The organism is Flagellimonas aurea, from assembly GCF_017313785.1.
Taxonomy (GTDB): domain Bacteria; phylum Bacteroidota; class Bacteroidia; order Flavobacteriales; family Flavobacteriaceae; genus Flagellimonas; species Flagellimonas aurea.
Map to the genome: position 1 here is coordinate 47695 of NZ_JAFLNL010000001.1, position 18264 is coordinate 65958.

At 42.7% G+C, this 18264-nt stretch carries 16 protein-coding genes; 5 read left to right on the forward strand and 11 right to left on the reverse strand.

Features of this window, described 5'->3' with window-relative positions; translation table 11 throughout:
* The first annotated feature begins 32 nt into the window (after nt 1-32).
* The gene (locus J0656_RS00160; RefSeq protein WP_207030640.1) at nt 33-695 is read left to right on the forward strand and encodes a hypothetical protein; all 663 of its coding nucleotides are present in this window, start codon (nt 33-35) and stop codon (nt 693-695) included.
* A 9-nt stretch (nt 696-704) separates the two neighbouring features.
* Here the strand turns inward: J0656_RS00160 and J0656_RS00165 are convergent, their stop codons facing one another.
* Both J0656_RS00165 and J0656_RS00170 read right to left on the reverse strand, forming a co-directional pair.
* The gene (locus J0656_RS00165) at nt 705-2879 is read right to left on the reverse strand and encodes an acylase (protein WP_207030641.1); all 2175 of its coding nucleotides are present in this window, start codon (nt 2877-2879) and stop codon (nt 705-707) included.
* Nucleotides 2880-2930: 51 nt separating this feature from the next.
* On the reverse strand, nt 2931-4046 hold the full coding sequence (locus tag J0656_RS00170) for a TPM domain-containing protein (RefSeq protein ID WP_237688806.1): 1116 nt from the start codon (nt 4044-4046) through the stop codon (nt 2931-2933).
* 44 nt (nt 4047-4090) lie between these two features.
* On the opposite strand from J0656_RS00170, the gene J0656_RS00175 reads away from it, so the two are divergent.
* A complete protein-coding gene (locus tag J0656_RS00175) occupies nt 4091-5827 on the forward strand; it encodes an ABC transporter ATP-binding protein (protein WP_207030642.1) in 1737 nt (578 codons plus the stop codon).
* On the opposite strand, the gene J0656_RS00180 is transcribed toward J0656_RS00175, so the two are convergent.
* From J0656_RS00180 to J0656_RS00195, 4 genes are all read right to left on the reverse strand, one after another.
* Entirely contained in the window at nt 5824-6156 is a 333-nt protein-coding gene (locus J0656_RS00180) for a 2Fe-2S iron-sulfur cluster-binding family protein (protein WP_207030643.1), read from the reverse strand. The two genes, J0656_RS00175 and J0656_RS00180, sit on opposite strands and share 4 nt — an antisense overlap.
* A 55-nt stretch (nt 6157-6211) precedes the next feature.
* Complete coding sequence (locus J0656_RS00185; RefSeq protein WP_207030644.1) at nt 6212-7270, reverse strand: NAD(P)/FAD-dependent oxidoreductase; 1059 nt, start codon at nt 7268-7270, stop codon at nt 6212-6214.
* 63 nt (nt 7271-7333) lie between these two features.
* Nucleotides 7334-7570, reverse strand: coding sequence for a NifU family protein (locus J0656_RS00190; RefSeq protein WP_108246045.1), 237 nt, complete (start codon nt 7568-7570; stop codon nt 7334-7336).
* Nucleotides 7571-7581: 11 nt separating this feature from the next.
* Entirely contained in the window at nt 7582-8721 is a 1140-nt protein-coding gene (locus J0656_RS00195) for an Mrp/NBP35 family ATP-binding protein (RefSeq protein ID WP_207030645.1), read from the reverse strand.
* A 223-nt stretch (nt 8722-8944) separates the two neighbouring features.
* On the opposite strand from J0656_RS00195, the gene J0656_RS00200 reads away from it, so the two are divergent.
* Nucleotides 8945-10606, forward strand: a complete 1662-nt coding sequence (locus tag J0656_RS00200) for an amidase (protein ID WP_207030646.1) — start codon at nt 8945-8947, stop codon at nt 10604-10606.
* A gap of 1 nt (nt 10607) precedes the next feature.
* On the opposite strand, the gene J0656_RS00205 is transcribed toward J0656_RS00200, so the two are convergent.
* Genes J0656_RS00205 through trmB form a run of 3 tightly spaced genes read right to left on the reverse strand, consistent with a single transcriptional unit; the run spans nt 10608 to nt 12240 of the window.
* Nucleotides 10608-10931 (reverse strand): MGMT family protein, encoded by a 324-nt coding sequence (locus tag J0656_RS00205; RefSeq protein ID WP_207030647.1) that lies wholly within the window; start codon nt 10929-10931, stop codon nt 10608-10610.
* A gap of 1 nt (nt 10932) precedes the next feature.
* The gene (locus tag J0656_RS00210) at nt 10933-11568 is read right to left on the reverse strand and encodes a LysE family transporter (protein WP_207030648.1); all 636 of its coding nucleotides are present in this window, start codon (nt 11566-11568) and stop codon (nt 10933-10935) included.
* Between the two features lie 3 nt (nt 11569-11571).
* Complete coding sequence (gene trmB, locus J0656_RS00215) at nt 11572-12240, reverse strand: tRNA (guanosine(46)-N7)-methyltransferase TrmB (protein ID WP_207030649.1); 669 nt, start codon at nt 12238-12240, stop codon at nt 11572-11574.
* A gap of 85 nt (nt 12241-12325) precedes the next feature.
* On the opposite strand from trmB, the gene J0656_RS00220 reads away from it, so the two are divergent.
* The gene (locus J0656_RS00220) at nt 12326-13468 is read left to right on the forward strand and encodes a glycosyltransferase (protein ID WP_207030650.1); all 1143 of its coding nucleotides are present in this window, start codon (nt 12326-12328) and stop codon (nt 13466-13468) included.
* On the opposite strand, the gene J0656_RS00225 is transcribed toward J0656_RS00220, so the two are convergent.
* Nucleotides 13363-14448, reverse strand: coding sequence for a sensor histidine kinase (locus J0656_RS00225; protein ID WP_207030651.1), 1086 nt, complete (start codon nt 14446-14448; stop codon nt 13363-13365). The genes J0656_RS00220 and J0656_RS00225 overlap by 106 nt on opposite strands.
* Nucleotides 14448-15134: a response regulator transcription factor gene (locus J0656_RS00230; protein ID WP_176619308.1), complete on the reverse strand. Its 687-nt coding sequence runs from the start codon at nt 15132-15134 to the stop codon at nt 14448-14450. Before J0656_RS00230 ends, J0656_RS00225 begins: the two co-directional genes overlap by 1 nt.
* Nucleotides 15135-15312: 178 nt before the next feature.
* Here J0656_RS00230 and J0656_RS00235 point away from each other — a divergent pair, with 178 nt between their 5' ends.
* Nucleotides 15313-18216 (forward strand): TonB-dependent receptor, encoded by a 2904-nt coding sequence (locus J0656_RS00235; protein ID WP_207030652.1) that lies wholly within the window; start codon nt 15313-15315, stop codon nt 18214-18216.
* The last annotated feature ends 48 nt before the right edge of the window (nt 18217-18264 follow it).

The following is an 18264-nucleotide window of genomic DNA, read 5'->3' on the forward strand; positions in this document are numbered from 1 at the left end:
ACTTTATTATTTGGATAATTACCCATCTAGCCATGAAAAAGAAGATTTATATCGTTTTGGGAGCAATTCTTTTTGCACTGCCCATGTTCGGGCAGGGCGACTTGCCCACTACGCGACCTTTAAAGATTGGCGAGAAAAATAATCTTGATATAAAAGCAAGCAATCAGGGTACTTTGCTTCGAATGCCTTCGGTACTCGATGAAAGCCTTTCCTCCAAAAACGAAAAGCCCGGTGTTAAAATGTTGCCCGACAGAGAACTTCTTCAAGCAGGTCACGATATGGTCATAGACCCCAAGGTTGTCGAAAAACGTGAAAAAGGTGCGAATGAGCATTTTGGCGACCAATATCTGGGTGATTTCAAAACCACGGCAAAATTTGTCGGTATCGTTGCTAGGGATCACGAGTATGTGGATGGGGACCGTATCAAAATATACGTAAATGGTGAAGTAGTAGAATACAATTTACTGCTTTCAGGTTCTTATAGAGGAATCAACCTAGACCTCGTGGAAGGTTTCAATCGAATTGAATTTGAAGCCCTCAACCAAGGTTCTTCCGGGCCAAATACCGCTCAAGTAGTAGTAACGGACGATAAAGGTATTGTTATCCACAACAACCGCTGGAACCTATCCACAGGTTCCAAAGCCAGCCTCATTATTGTTAAGGAAGAGGACAGCGGAATTATAAAGAACAACTAAATTTTTCCTTTAATATTTCTCTCCTGGCGAGTAGGTTGCTTCCGCACGTTTTAGCACATCTTCCTTATAGTAGGCAGCATCTTTAAAATCCTTGTCGGCGTAGCGTTGGGCCTGATCATCAAAATGAGGTGAATCTGGGTCTCCACTCTGACCTCCTGCCAATATGGTTTTCGCTTTTACCTTATCTCCAAACTCTACGACCGCAACAAAACTGTTCCCTCTTGTACCGTAGATTTTTTTGGTATTGTTGTCGTAACGGGCGCCATATGCTGCCAAGGCTCCCCATGTACCACTGGCAAAACCAATGGGAATACTGGGTTTGTCGTCATCAAAAGGTTGACGGATGTCTCCATTCAAACGCTGATAACGGTTAACCTCTCCCCAAGGCTTTTTCCAAGTTCCGAAATCATTTTGAAGTTTGGTCAACGTTTCCTGAAACATATCCAATTTTTGAGCATCGGGCCAATCACCGCCCCAATATTCTACCCATTGCATGGAATACATGCCTTCGGGCCTTTCTGCCTTAGAATAACAAAGTGTACCGTAGTAATGCGCCAAAGTCATGGCAATGGATTCTTTTGATGTGGTAAAATCCCATTCCCTGAGTACTTCAATCGGTTCTTGCAGTTCCGGGTATGCTTTTGCATTCTCATTGTAGGCTTTTACCAACCCAGGAATCAACGCCTCAAAAGCGGGCAAATAAGGGTCATGGGCCAGTTCGATAAGTCCATCCAAGGTATATCCGCTACGGCCGGTCAAAAGTTTTATGGCATGAATGCCCCTAAAGTTTTCTTGGTCCCTGGACATATAATTGGGGTAATCCTCACGTTTTGGGCTGAACTCCAGTGCAGAAGTGTAGGGAGTGGAGTTACAGTTTTGAATCCAACCGTTTTCTGGATTTAATACCAAAATATTTTCATCCACAGTATGCAATCCTTGCCAATCCGTTTGGGGATTGCTACCATCCATAGGTTGGGCATAATCAAAAATGGTATCGCGTTTTGGCACAAAATTGCCGTGGAAATACGCAATGTTCCCTTCGGCATCAGCATAAACGGTATTATTGGACGAATTTGTCCGGATATCCATCATTTTTCGAAAACCATCATAACCATCTTGCTTGGTGCGGATATAGGATTGTTCCAAGGCCTTCACCGGTTCCCACATCATGGCAGAAGCCGTCCATTGGTCATCCACTTGATGGGTAATCGGTCCGTGATGGGTGCGGTACATTGGGAATGTTTTCTCCTTCATACTTTCCCCATCCTTATATTTTAAGGTAACCGAACTGGAATCCACTGGTCGTAGTTCCTCACCATATTGATAAAATAGTTTCCCATCATTTTTTATGATGGTTTCCTTGAACTCATCCATCACATCGGTATAAGTGGATGTATGCATCCACCCCGTTTTCTCATTGAATCCTTGGTACACAAAAAACTGCCCCCAGGTAACAGCGCCGTATGCATTCAACCCTTCCTCGCTTACGACGTGCACTTCGCCCCTAAAGTAAAATGACGTATGTGGATTGATCAAAAGCATCGCATTGCCAGATTCTGTCAAGTCTCCAGAAATGGCAATTCCATTGGAACCTTGTGGCTCTGCCATTTCCTCCTCTTTTTTGAGTTGAAGCGCTTCCATTTCGGGCAATTCCATTCCACTTTCGTAAAAACTTTTGATTTTTCTAGTAGATATGCGCTCAATATCGCCGCCGATGGAACCCTCACTAAAATACATGGGCATCCAAGGTTCAAAACGGGCCAATAATTTGGGTTCTACTTCGGGATGGGTATGCAAGTAATAATTGATTCCATCCGCAAAGGCATCACAAAGTTCCTTTAACCACTCAGGGCTATTCTCGTAGTTGGCCTTGGCCTCCTCTTCCGTCATAAAAAGCTTTGCACGAAGATCGCTGTACAAGGCATTCTCGCCTTCCACTTCGGCCAAACGTCCCGTGGCCCAGATGTAGTTTTGTTCCACACGGTTAAAATCATCCTCACATTGGGCGTAGAGCAACCCAAAAACAGCATCGGCATCCGTTTTTCCATAAATATGGGGCACCCCAAAATCGTCTCGGATTATGGTAATGTTTTCAGCTTGTGCTTCCCATTGTTCCACCTCCGTTTTGGGCTTTTCAGAACAGGAAACAACTAAAAAAAGTGCTGCAAGGACAATAATTCTCATCTCGGGATTGGTTTAGTTAGTTTGTGTGAAAATACGGGAAATCGGCAACAATTACCAACTTCCACTTGCTCCTCCACCTCCAGAACTTCCGCCGCCACCGGAAAAACTACTGGAGCTACTACCAGAACTTGAGCTTGAACCAAAAGAGTGGGTGCCCGAAGAGGAGAAAGTTTTTTTCATGTAAGCCTTATCGGATTTAAAAAGCGACAGTTTAAAATCCTTATCTCCTTTCTTCCTGATTCTTAGGATAGCCAAGAGTATGGTGACTCCTATAAATGCGGCAATGACCAATAATACCCAAGTAAAATCTTTAGCAAGTGCATTCAATACATCATCAAAACCGAACAACATGGCCATAAAAAACAACGGCATACCTATAAAAACCAATCCAAAAATTAAGGGAAACATCATAAAAACTCCCATAAACACCCCTCGTACCACAGCTAATTTTCCAATGAAAATGCCTCGTATTATTTCAATAAGTGTGGAATAGCCCTTATAAAAAACGAATCCTCCAGCTGCAACGAACATCATCAAAAACAAGCCTATAATTATATATAACCACCAAGGCATATCGGCTTCAGCATCTATATCTGCTTTGAACTCTTCCAAAGCTTCAGGGTCGTTCAAAAATTCAATGATCTGGTCTGTAGCAAGATCTATCCCTTCAAAGTAATCTTCATCCTTGAACCTTGGAATCATGGTATTTCGAATGATTCTAGAAGCAACAGCATCGGTTATATAGGATTCCAATCCATAGCCCACCTCAATTCGTACCTCTCTATCGAGTTTGGAAAACAAAATCAAAATGCCATTGTCCTTACCCTCTTGGCCCAGTCTGTTTTCATTGAATACTTCCAAGGCATATTGCTCAATGGTCTCGCCCCTCAGCTTATCAATGGTCAAAACCACCAGTTGATTGCTGGTCTCCGATTCAAATCGGTACAGTTTGTCCCGAAGCCCATCGAGCTGTGCTTGGGTAAAAATTTGGGCATCGTCCACAACAATTTCAGATAACCTAGCATACTCCTCTTGTGCAGCACACAACGAGAACATCAAGAACAAAAAACCGAACCAGTTCGCCTTTAACATGTCTATTTTAGTATTGTAGCTCTTAAATATAGTGTTTGTAATCTTTTCATGAACAAAAGCTAATCTGTTCGGCATCCTTTTAATTTGCCGTAACTTGCGGTCTCTTTCTATATTTTGATATGCCCGATAAAAAAGTAAGCATCCTTACCGCGTTCAAGACCATAATTTGGCCGAAGCGCAAACTCGTTTTTCTTGGTCTACTTTTGATTGCCATCAGCAAAGCGGCAAGTTTTGTGGCGCCGATAGCATCCAAATATCTAATCGATGATGTAATCGTAAAAAAAGACGTGACCATGCTCAAGTATCTGGTCGCAGGGGTTATGTTGGCCATACTGGTGCAAGCCGTAACTTCTTTTCTGCTGACCAAAATTCTGAGCGTACAGGCGCAATATCTCATTTCGGAACTAAGGGCACAGGTTCAAAAAAAAGTACTGGCTTTGCCCGTCCGTTTTTTCGACAATGCCAAATCGGGAGCCTTGGTATCCCGAATCATGTCGGATGTTGAGGGGGTCCGAAACCTCATCGGAACGGGTCTGGTGCAATTGGTGGGCGGTATCATAACGGCTGTTGTTTCTTTGATTCTTCTCATGGAAATCAGCGTTTTTATGACGCTTTTTACTTTCATTCCGCTGACCATTTTTGCCATTATCGCGCTAAAGGCCTTTAAGATCATCCGACCTATTTTTAGGAATCGGGGCAAGATAAACGCCGAGGTAAAAGGACGGTTAACGGAAACCTTGGGCGGCATACGTGTGATCAAAGGTTTCAATGCAGAAAAACAAGAGGAGGAAGTTTTTGAAGTCGGTGTGGAACGTCTCTATCAAAATGTAAGAAAGAGTTTGACGACCACCGCTTTTATGACGAGCTCCTCCACCTTTTTGCTGGGCGTGGCAACCACCAGCGTTATGGGTTTTGGTGGTTATAAGATAATTAATGACACCCTTACTTTAGGTGAATTTGTTCAGTTTACGGTGCTATTGGGACTTATGATCGCGCCCATTGTGCAAATGAGCAGCGTGGGAAGTCAATTGACCGAAGCTTTGGCAGGTCTGGACCGCACCGAAGAATTGATGAACCTTGAAGAGGAATCCGATGAGGAAAACCGTACGATTGAATTGGATGGAATTGTGGGGCGGATGTCATTTTCGGATGTTAGTTTCTCCTATGAAGAAGACAAGGAAGTGTTGCACCAAATCAGTTTTAATGTGGCCCCGGGGCAAGTTGTGGCCCTAGTGGGCAGTTCCGGTTCTGGAAAATCCACCATTGCAGGCTTGGCGGCCAGTTTTCTAAATCCTGATTCGGGAACCATCACGATAGATGGCCAGGATCTGTCCAAGGTGAATCTAAAAAGCTTCCGAAGGCATCTTGGGGTTGTGCTTCAAGATGACTTTTTGTTTGAGGGCACTATCAGGGAAAATATTCTGTTCCCAAGACCCAATGCCAGCGAAGAAAAGTTATTGGAAGCGGTAAAGGCGGCTTATGTGGATGAGTTCACGGACCGTTTTGATAAAGGCTTGGACACCTTGATCGGGGAACGAGGTGTTAAGCTCTCTGGAGGTCAGCGTCAACGGATTGCCATTGCACGAGCCATTTTAGCTGACCCAAAAATCTTGATCTTGGACGAGGCCACCTCCAGTTTGGACACTGAATCCGAAGCACTTATCCAAAAAAGTTTGGGAGAGCTCACCAAAGGCAGGACCACTTTTGTAATTGCGCACCGATTGAGCACCATCCGCAAAGCGGACCAGATTCTAGTCATTGAAAACGGCCACATTTTGGAACAGGGTACTCACGAACAACTGATTGCTTCCGAAGGAAGATATTTTAACCTGTTTACCTACCAGGCCAGGATTTAAGCTTCTTCCGGAGCCAATTCCACTTCCAAACCATCCAAATCTTCGGTAATATGGATTTGGCAGCCCAAACGGCTATTGTCCTTCACATTAAACGCCTCGGACAGCATAGCTTCCTCATCATCCGACTTTTCAGGAAGCTGATGGTCTGATTGCACATAGCACTGGCAAGAGGCGCACATCGCCATTCCACCACAAATTCCAATGGTTCCTTCTGGAGCAAGTTCGTAGGAACGTACCACTTCCATCAAGTTCATGTTCATATCTGTTGGTGCATCCACTTCGTGCGAAACACCTTCGCGGTCGGTTATTTTTATTTTAATGTCACTCATAATCAGTCTAGGGACTCCCCTAAAGTCCCCTCAAGGGAACATTTTTACTTAAAAATTAATCGATTGCCTTAACAACGGCTTTCGGTGCTTCTTTTTTACTTCCGTCAAATCCTGTAACGCCGCCTACGGTCGTATATTTCATTACGTATTTTTTATCGGGATGTATCTTTTGATAGGCACTTTGACACATCAGCGTGGCTTCATGGAACCCGCAAAGAATCAATTTTAGCTTGCCTGGGTAGGTGTTCACATCGCCTATGGCGTAAATTCCTGGAATATTGGTCTGGTAATCGTAGGTATTGTCCACCTTGATGGCATTTTTCTCTATTTCGAGTCCCCAATTCGAAATCGGGCCCAGTTTAGGCGACAATCCGAACAATGGAATAAAGTCATCAACCTCCACATCGGTTTCTTCGGAAGTAGAAGTATCCTTAACAGTCACTTTCTCCAACCGATTTTCACCTTTTAGCGCAACCACCTCTGCGGGTGTGATCAAATTGATTTTTCCCTCATTTTTGAGTTGTTGCACCTTCTCAACGGAATCCAAAGCACCCCTAAATTCGTTCCTACGGTGTACCAAGGTCACTTCCTTGGCAACATCGGCCAAAAAGATGGACCAGTCCAAAGCGGAATCGCCACCACCTGCAATCAACACTTTTTTATCTCGGTAGACTTCAGGTTCCTTGATTATGTACGCCACACCGTTGTCCTCGTACTTTTCCAGATTTTCCAACAAAGGCTTCCTAGGCTCAAAACTTCCCAAACCACCTGCAATGGCAACTACGGGAGCATGATGTTTGGTTCCTTTGTTCGTGGTAACGATAAACGACCCATCGTCCAACTTTTCAATGGTCTCGGCACGTTCGCCCAACGTAAAACCGGGCTGGAACGGTTTGATCTGTTCCATAAGGTTATCCACCAGGTCTCCGGCCAACACCTCTGGGAACCCAGGAATATCGTAAATGGGTTTCTTTGGATATATTTCAGAACATTGACCACCTGCCTGTGGCAATGCATCGATTAAATGACATTTGAGTTGCAACAGGCCTGCTTCAAAAACAGCAAAGAGACCCGTAGGTCCCGCTCCTATTATCAGAATATCTGTTTTGATCATATACTAGAGGTTTTGGCCTGCAACTTACTGCATGCACAAAAAAAGATTCATGATTTTTATCAATTAGGAGATATTGATGACCTCTTCGATTTGAGGTGCATATTTTTTAATGGTCATTTCCACACCGCTTTTCAATGTCATTTGGTTTACACTGCAACCGATACAGTTACCTTCCAAACGCACCTTTACGGTATTGTCCTCGATGGAAATCAACGTAATGTCGCCTCCATCACTTTGCAAAAATGGACGTATTTCTTCCAACGCCTTTTCCACATTGCTCCTTGTCTCTTCTGATGTCATTGTTGTCATGCTCATTTCTTTTTAACAGCGGAACAACCTGCCATGGTTGTTATTTTTATTGCCTCGGTCGGTGGAAGGTCTGTGTTCCTCCTCACCAATTCCTGGACTACATTTTTGGTAAGCTCTTCAAAGGCCTCTTCGGTAGGGGTAGCCGTTTGCAAAGCAGCTGGTCTTCCTATATCGCCCGCCTCCCTGATGCTCTGTACCAAAGGAATCTCTCCCAAAAATGGGACTCCCAAATCCTCGGACAGATTTTTTGCTCCGTTCTCACCAAAAATATGGTATTTGTGATCGGGCAGTTCCGCAGGTGTAAAATACGCCATATTCTCCACGATTCCCAATACGGGCACACTAATAGCTTCTTGCTGGAACATGGCCACTCCCTTTCTGGCATCGGCCAGTGCAATTTCCTGTGGGGTGCTCACCACTACGGCACCGGTTACGGGCAGGGATTGCATGATGCTCAGGTGGATATCCCCTGTTCCCGGTGGCAAATCCAACAACAAAAAGTCCAATTCTCCCCAATGCGCATCAAAGATCATTTGGTTCAATGCCTTTGCCGCCATAGGTCCTCTCCAAATTACGGCCTGATTGGGCTGGGTAAAGAATCCTATGGAAAGTAGTTTTACACCATAATTTTCGATGGGCTTCATCTTGGCCTTGCCATCTACGTTGATGGACAAAGGTTTTTCCGTGGCCACATCGAACATGATGGGCATGGAGGGCCCGTAGATATCGGTATCCAACAATCCCACTTTAAAGCCCATTTTGGCCAAGGTGACGGCGATATTGGCGGTTACCGTGGATTTTCCCACACCTCCTTTACCGGAAGCGACTGCAATGATATTTTGAATTCCGGGAATTGGATTTCCCTTGATTTGATTGACCTTGGGCTGTGCCGGAGCATCAACCTTAAGATTGACCTTTATTTTTGCTTTCTCGTATACCTCTCTGTGGATGCATTTCAAAATTTCCACTTCGGTCTTCTTCTTTGCCTGAAGACTTGGATTTTTGATGGTCACATCCACTTCAACCTCATCACCGAAAACCTGAACATTGGTCACTGCACCGCTCTCGACCAAGTTTTGGCCTTCACCGGGTGCGGAGATTTTTTCCAGTGCCTTAAGAATATCTGTTTTTTTCAACTTCATGGATCAATTTTTTAAACCAACTGTTTGAACTGGTTCTAAACTACAAAGATACGGTGTTGACGTTAGATTAAGAAGTTGTGCTGTAGAATTTCAAAAAAATCAGAACTTGAATTATGAGGAATCGAATAAAGCATGTCCGATAGGCACAAAAGAGCTGGATTATTGTGTTCGTTTTTTTGAAAAAATGTAGCTTAGAAGCTGCTATTTGAAATAACCGACCAACATGCTACCAAAAACCAGAATCCCCCAATTTTTTCTATTGCTTATTTCGTTGATGTGGCTCTCATGTTCCACCAACAAAAATTCTTTCACAAAAAGAGATGTAAAAAAGTCGGAAAAATTGATTGGCCTTCATTTTGCCAACAAAGATATTGATACGCTCTATCCCTATTTAAAGCGAAACCGTAGTGGTTTTGATTCCCTGCGCAAATACCCAATAGGGAATGATGTTTTCCCCGCTATCCGTTTTGACCCTACCCCATTCGGGTTTACAATCCCTGAGCAACAAAATGGAACCGAGTGGAAGATTCCGGACAATGTTGAAGTACCCAAACCTTATGATTTATTGGCTTTTTATACGATTCCTCAATTGGCATCACTTATAAAAAACCAGAAAATTACGTCCACGGAACTCACGAAATTTTTCTTGGCACGACTCAAAAAATATCAGCCTACGTTGCAATGCAGCATCTCCATCACTGATAGCTTGGCATTGGAGCAGGCCAAGCGAGCCGACGAAGAAATCAAAAATGGGAAATACCGGGGAATCCTGCACGGTATACCCTATGGCACCAAAGATTTGATGGCGGTTCCAGGTTATCCCACCACTTGGGGAGCTGCTCCCTACAAGGACCAAATCATCAACGAAACGGCGACCGTTGTTAAAAAACTGGAGGATGCGGGTGCGATTTTAGTGGCCAAATTGGTGTCCGGAGCATTGGCCCGAGGTGATGTATGGTTCGATGGAAAGACCAAAAACCCATGGGATACTACCCAAGGCGCCAGTGGTTCATCTGCGGGATCAGGTTCGGCAACGTCGGCAGGACTTGTGCCTTTTGCTCTGGGAACGGAAACATTGGGTTCGATTACTTCTCCCAGTACGCGAAATGGCGTAACCGGCCTTAGGCCCACTTACGGAAGAGTAAGCAGACATGGAGTGATGAGCTTGAGCTGGTCCATGGACAAAGTCGGCCCATTGGGACGAAACGCGGAGGACTGTGCCATTGTTTTTGAAGCCATTCAGGGAAAGGATGAAAACGACCTCACCACGGTTGACCTTCCTTTTGGGGTGGATTGGAAAAAAGACTACAAAAACTTACGGGTTGCCTATTTGAAAAAAGATATTGAAAAAGACACTACGGAATCTGGGGACAATCTTAGAAATGCCCTTAAATCCCTAAAAGAAATGGGTATTGAACCCACAGCAGTAGAGATGCCCGAAGCAGTTCCCTATCGTGGGTTTGATATTATTTTGAGGGCAGAAGCGGGTGCTTTTTTTGATGAGCTGGTACGTTCGGGAGGTGTGGATATCATGGTAGAACAGGATCAGCGTTCGCGTGCCAACTCCCTAAGGCAAAGTAGATTTATTCCAGCGGTAGAGTATATCCAGGCCAATAGACAACGGCAGGTACTCATCCAAAAAATGCAGGATCTGATGAAGGATTACGATGTTTTGATTTCGCCTACGTTCGGAAACGACCAACTTTTGGCCACCAACCTTACGGGGCATCCCGTGATCGCAATTCCTACGGGATTGGATGACAAAAACCATCCTACGAGTATGACATTTGTTGGCAATTTGTACGATGAGGAAAGTATTCTACTGTTGGCCAAGGCGTTTCAGGACAATACCTCTTTTGATGAATTGCATCCTCCAGGATATTGATTCAAAGTTCTTGCGCAGGATCCCAAAAATATTTTCGAAAATCGACGATTTGATTGTCTTTTACCGGGATGCCTTCATTTTCAAGAAGCTGTTGCATAATGTTGCTTCCATCAAAATGATGCTTGCCGGTTAATACACCTACTCGGTTCACCACGCGATGTGCAGGAACGTCCTTTGCCAAAGAGTTGTTCATGGCCCAACCCACCATTCGGGCACTTCTTGCCGCCCCCAAATATTTGGCAATGGCACCATATGAGGTAACCCTGCCATAAGGAATCTCCTTGGCCACTTCGTAGACTTTATCAAAGAAGTTTTTCTCTTCCATGTTAGCGGTACATTATTCGAATCAGGGTAATGATCAGGAGTAAAAGCATCAAAGCACTCAGTATATAATTTGAATTTTTGGAAAAGCGATTGGTCTTGGTCTCCATTTTATCAAAATAAAAAGTGTAGAGGTATAAAACAGAAAATGTCCCTACTCCGGCAGCCACAACAAAGGTGGTGATGTCCTTGGCCTCGAATTTAATCCACCCAGCCTCGTTCCACATGGCATTTAATCCACTATAGTATGGAATGGTCAATAAATTGAGAGCTGCCAACAAAACCCCTTTAAAAAAACTGTTCTTTTTGCTCAGATTGACCTCTTTGATGGCCTGCGACTGAGTTTTGTTGCGCTTGGCCATAATAAAAAAATAGACGGCAAAAAAGGCAAAAACAGCGACCGCAATCTTAAATAGAACATCGATTACCTCTGGATTACGGTACAAAAACTTGGAAATGTAAACCGCAATGTATGCCTGTACCATTATGGTACTGGAAACACCCAAGCTAAAAATAATTCCGTTCAGCTTCCCTTTTTCCACACTAACCTTGGCCGCATTCATATTGAGCAAGCCCGGTGGTACGGTGGCCATAAAGGCCGCCGAAAATGTGGCAAAAAAGAGTATGAGTACGTGGGTCATTGGTTAGTTGATCCTAAATTGGATATAGGTAATTGATTTTCCTTTTTCAAGATACTGATTTTCGTAGAAAGTCTGAATTCCAAGAACTTCTTGAGGGGCTCCCTCATTCTTATAAACATCATGATTCGAATACACAATTTCGTGTCCCAAACCTTGTAAAAGTCCCAATGTATAGCCGTGCATATACTCGCTATCGGTCTTTAAGTTGATCAATCCCCCGGGAACAAGAATCTTTTTATAGCGCTCCAGAAACTCAGGGTTCGTCATTCTATGTTTGGTTCTTTTGTATTTGATCTGAGGATCAGGAAAAGTAATCCAGATTTCGCTGACCTCCCCCTCTGCAAATAGATGATCTACCAATTCTATTTGGGAGCGCAAAAAGGCAACATTGTCCATATTTTCTTCCAAAGCGGTTTTTGCCCCTCTCCAAAAACGTGCCCCTTTTATATCTATTCCGATATGGTTCTTGTCCGGATTTATTTGTGCAAGCCCAACGGTATATTCTCCCTTACCACAGCCCAACTCCAATACAATCGGGTTATTGTTGCCAAAGAAAGAAGCCCATTTGCCTTTGTACTCGAATCCGGCCATAACATCTTCCCGTGAAGGCTGGATTACATTGGTAAATGTTTCGTTCTCCTTGAACCTTTTTAATTTGTTTTTACTTCCCACTTTGGTATTTGATTGAGCAAAAAATTAATGATTTGGCAAAACTAAGGAAATCTAAAAGCAATTCGCATTTTGTTTTTTTGTGGATATGAATTCTTCCAAACGTATTCTGGTAGCTCCATTGAATTGGGGACTGGGACATGCTACTAGGTGTATCCCTATTATTCATGAATTATTGCGGCACGGTCATCAACCCTATATCGCATCGGACGGCGTTGCACTATCACTGTTGAAGAAAGAGTTCCCCCATATCCCGGCATTTGAACTCCCCTCTTACAAGATTTCTTACGCAGAAAAGGGGAAGAACTTCAAAATAAAAATGATCTGGGACTCACCAAAGGTACTGAAGGCCATGGCAAAGGAGAAAAAAGCGGTGAAAAGATTGGTGAAGGAACATGGTTTGGACGGAATTATCTCCGATAACCGATTGGGTGCCTACTATAAAAAAGTGACTTGTGTATTTATTACGCATCAACTCAATGTACTTTCCGGTAACACGACTTGGATGAGTTCTAAAGCACATCAAAAAATCATTAAAAAATTTGATGCTTGCTGGGTACCCGATGTAAAGGACAAACCTAACTTGACCGGAAAATTGGGTCACTTAAAAAAATCCAAATTGAAGATTGTGTATTTGGGTCCTTTGAGCCGGTTTGAAAAAAAACAACTTGCCATCACCAATGACTTGATGGTTTTACTGTCCGGTCCGGAACCACAACGAACAATGCTGGAGGAGAAACTACTGAGTGAATTACAGCAATTTGAAGGCAATATTCTCTTTGTAAAAGGTAAAATAGAGGACGAACAGGTTGTGGAAGAGATTCAAACCCCAAGAGGAAAAATACGGCACTACAATTTTATGAAATCCGCCGAACTGGAAAATGCCATAAACCAGAGTGATAGAGTGCTATGTAGATCGGGATACACCACGGTTATGGATCTAGCTAAATTGGAAAAAAGGGCATTTTTTATTCCTACTCCAGGGCAATATGAACAAGAATATTTGGCGAAACGAATGCAAAAACAAGGACTTGTCCCTTTTTCCAGTCAAGAGGATTTTACTGTGAAAGATTTATCCAGAATCGAAGAATTCTCGGGTTTGGCTCAGTTTGAATCGACCACTGACTATTCTTCCTTGTTTGAAGTTTTCTCTGCTACGGATACCGGAGCCTTAGCTTTTTCCAATGTAAATGAGAATTCGGAACCTACATCGACCTCGCTCTCCACATAAATTTTTTCGCCGTGGCCTTCCACAATGTGCTTCACAATGGAAAGTCCAAGACCGGATCCTCCCTCGGCCCGACTGCCACTTTGGTCCACTCGATAAAAACGCTCGAACAATCTTGGTATATGCTGTTTGGGGATACCCCCTCCATTATCTGTTACCCGAACGATCACCTTATTTTTAATTAAGTTTTCTACACTTACCTCTGTGGTTCCTTTGGGCAGCCCATATTTAATAGAGTTCACCAAAAGGTTGCTTATTACCTGTTGTATTTTTTCCTTGTCCCCGTTCACGTAGACAGGGCTTGGGTATTCCATATCAAAGGTGAGTGAGATTTCCTTTCTGGCCGCTTTCATTTCCAATAGGTCAAAGGTGTTCTGTATAAGCTCGATGATATCAAAATCCTCTCTCTCCAATTTCAGTTCACCCGCCTCCAGTTTGGTGATAAGATCAAGATCCTTTACAATATATATGAGCCTTTCTACACCCTTGTTAGCACGTTGCAGATATTTTTTTCGCAGCTTTTTATCCTTCATGGCACCATCGAGTAAGGTCAAAATATAACCTTGGACCGTAAATAGCGGTGTTTTTAGCTCGTGGGAAACGTTGCCCAGAAAATCCTTTCGGTATTCTTCACGGATTTTAAGAGTATCTATCTCTATTTTCTTTCCTTCGGCAAATTTTTCAATTTCCTGTACCAAGGTGCGCATATCGGTGGTTACAGGTTTTGAGGAGAAGGAAGATGACTCCAAAAGGGAGACATCATCATAAATTCTTTTGATTCGCCTATAAATGAAGCGTTCTACACGGATTTGAATGATGGCAAAACAAATACCAAAACTTATCAAGGCAAAAAGTAGGGTGTGCGACCAATCTATGTGGTCAACATCCATATGAAATCCTATAAATACCAGAGTGATCAAAATGGTGATAACCAAAGAAGATCGAAGTGCAAATTTGTATGATTTCTTTAGTTTTATGGCCATTAGAGTACAAACTTATACCCCACACCTTTAACGGTTTTAAAGTGGTGGTCGCCGATTTTTTCGCGTAGTTTTCTAATATGGACATCTATGGTTCGGCCACCAACGACCACTTCGTTGCCCCAGACTTTATCCAAGATCACTTCTCGCTTAAAAACTTTGTTTGGCTTGGATGTTAAAAGTGAAAGGAGTTCAAATTCCTTTCTTGGAAGGACCATTTCTTCACCATCGTTCACAATTTTGTACTCTTCCCTATTGATGATAATCTCTCCGACTTTGACGATATCTTCCACTTCCTTCTTGTCATCTTTCAACCTTCGCAACAAGGCCTTCACTTTGCTAACCAATACTTTTGGTTTTATGGGCTTGGTGATATAATCGTCTGCCCCTGCATCAAAACCGGCCACTTGGGAATAATCTTCTCCTCGCGCCGTCAAGAAAGTGATTATAGTATGATCCAACCCCGGTGTGTTTCGGATTACTTCGCATGCCTCAATACCATCCATTTCCGGCATCATAACATCCATAATAATAAGATGAGGGCTTTTCTTCTTGGCCTTCGCAACTCCTTCCACTCCGTTTTTGGCAGTGAATACTTCGTACCCTTCGGCAGAAAGGTTATAGCTTATAATTTCCAGAATATCAGGTTCATCGTCTACCAATAGAATTTTAATGTCCTTGTTTTTCATGGGATGGTATTTCTGTGTTAAACGCCCAAATGTAAAGATAATACACTTACGGGATAAACGCTTAACGTTGATTTAATCTAGTAACCTTATTGTAACAAAACTGAAATAAACACTTAACATACAACTAACACGGCTTTTACAACCTGTAGCGTTCTTTGCGCCAAATATATACCTGATAATGAAATATTTTTTACTGATTTTTGCCTTGTTGGCAACATCACTGAGCAGCGCCCAGCAATCCACGGGTAGCATTGTCGGTAAACTAACCGACCAAGAGTACAACAATGAGCCACTTGCTTTTGCCAATGTGGTAATTAAGGGGACCACTATTGGAACTACTTCCGATTTTGATGGCCTTTATGAAATTTCCGGGATTGCCCCGGGCACTTACATTTTAGTATATAGTTATTTAGGTTATGAAACCGTAGAAATTCCAAATGTAACAGTAGAAGCTGGAAAAGTTACTAGCGTAGATGTTCCAATGAGTGCTGGACAGGGAATGGCACTAGATGAAGTAGTAGTTACCACTGTAGCCAGGAAAGATTCCGAGACTGCCTTACTATTAGATCAAAAAAGAGCAATTGAAATAAAGGAAAGTATCGGCGCTGTAGAATTAGGAAATTTAGGAATCTCCGATGTAAAATCTGCCGCTACTAAAATCTCCGGTGTTACTGAAAGTGAAGCTTCTGGAGATGTATTTGTTCGTGGTCTTGGAGATAGATATTTGACCACTACCTTTAATGGTCTTCCTATTCCATCCGATGACATCGAGAAAAAAAACATAGACCTTGGCTTGTTCCCAACTAGGGTAATCCAAAACGTGAGTATTAGCAAAACCTATTCTGCTACCACTTCTGCCGACCAAGCTTCCGGTAATATAAATATTGCCTCAAGGGAATTGTCCGGAACCAGTGAATTGGAAGTGGGTGTTTCCATTGGAGCCAACACCAATGCTATTGGCGATGGATCGGACGGGCAAGGTTTTAAGGTAACAGCAAACTACGAAGATACCTCTCTCGGATTTTACGATACCGATATCGATATCAGAGATCAAATCACCAACCAATCATGGGACGCCAGTACCGTTGAAACGCCAGCCAATATGGGCGTCAACATTAGTGGTGGAAAATCCTTTTTTGACAACAAGTTCAAAGTGTTCGGTACATTGTCCAACTCCAAAAATCATAAATATTACAGCCCTGGCGAATTTTTGATTTATGATCAGGTAACGGTTACAGATTCCATTACAGATTTTCAACAGTGGGAAACAGAGCATGTAAACAATGCCATGTTGGACCTTACCTACCAAGATGAAAAAAACATAATAAAATCTGTAACGCTTTTTGTAAATACATTAAATGATGTAGTGTCAGAAGGAGGTAGAAACGGTTTTGGTAACATTCAGGAAGAGACCATTGGAGATTTTTCTGATTTTTTAAGAGATCAAAACACCAAGCAGACCCGTTTGTTTGTTACCCAATTAATCGGTAACCACAAGTTTGGAGAAAAAAATGTATTGGACTGGGCCGTTAGTTATAACAAACTTAACGCCGATGAGCCGAACAGGATTCGTAACATCATCAACTTTACCTCAGACCCCGTAAATGCTTTTCTCTACGAAAACAGTGCCTTTGAATCAAGAAAACTTTCCCAGACAATTGATGATGAAGAGTACAACGGTCTCTTAAAAGATAGGCTGAAAATCATTGATGAAGAAAATAAAAAATTTTACATTGACCTTGGGGCGAACTATAGAAAAAAGACAAGAGATTTTGAATCTACTTTTTATGGAGTTTCCAACGTAGATGACAATAGACCAAGCTCCACTTCATTGGATGATCTTGATCAGATTTTTACAGATGCCAACTTCAATAACAATATTTTGGAAATCATCGCTTTCCAGTCCAACGAAGCTGGAGAAGTAAAGGATGAATATACCGGTGAGTATGAATCCATTGCAGGGTTTGCTCTTTTTAACGTTGGCTTTGGAAACTGGAACTTTAACGCCGGACTTAGGGCACAACAAGATGAAATCGTAGTAAACTATGATGTGGCCAATGCACCTGGCGGTGAAGTTGGTTCCGTTTCAAGGGATTATACCAACGTTTATCCTAGTTTGAACATAAAATATGCACTTAACGAAGAACATGCCCTTCGTTTTGCTGCCAGCCGCAGCATCACACTTCCAGAGTTTAAGGAAATTGCTCCTTTTCGATACATTTCCCCCACAGGGCAACAAGTTTTTGGTACTGTTGGAGATAATGCATTGGAAGCTTCGTTCGCCAACAACTTTGACCTTAAATGGGAGTTCTTTCCAACTAGGGGTCAGCTGGTTTCTGCTTCCTTGTTTTATAAAAGCATAGAAGACCCCATCAACAAAGTACGTGCACGTGGTTCCGATGGTGCCTTGTTCACCTTTAGAAACACAGGGGAAGAAGCCACTATCTATGGTATCGAGATAGAATCCAAAATAGATATCATCACTCCTGAAATGAACGATGAGAACGGCAACCCATTAGGACCAACACTAAGTTTGGTACTAAACGCCAGTAGAATGTGGCACGAGCAAGACCTTATCGAAAGAACCACGGAAGAAGGTGCAATTATAGAAACTTTTAGATACGGAACCAATAAAAATGCCCCCCTACAAGGTGCTTCCGATTGGATCATGAACAGTAGTTTAAACTTGGAAACCTCCAACAATTGGGTAGCCAACGTATCAGCAAGCTATGCTTCGGACAAGATTTTTGCCATGGGATTTGCAAGAGCTCAAGAAGATTGGGATACCCGTTATAATGATGCCATTTTGGAAAAAGGATTCGTGGTGTTGAACTCAAAAATCAGTAAGCAGTTTGGACAAAACTTTCAAGTATCGTTATCCGGACAAAACTTGTTAAATCCAAAAATAGAACAGTCCATAAACTACTTGACTTCTGAAAGTAGAGCGGAATTGGAAGCATTTTCAGATGACAGAGAAGTACGTTTGGGACCAGGCGCCCCACAAAGAGAGACTATTACCGATGTAGTTCGCTCTTATACTTTGGGCAGAACATTTAGCCTTGGACTTAAATATACTTTTTAACGCTAATCAATACAATAGTCTAATAATTAATCTAAATCCATTTCTTTT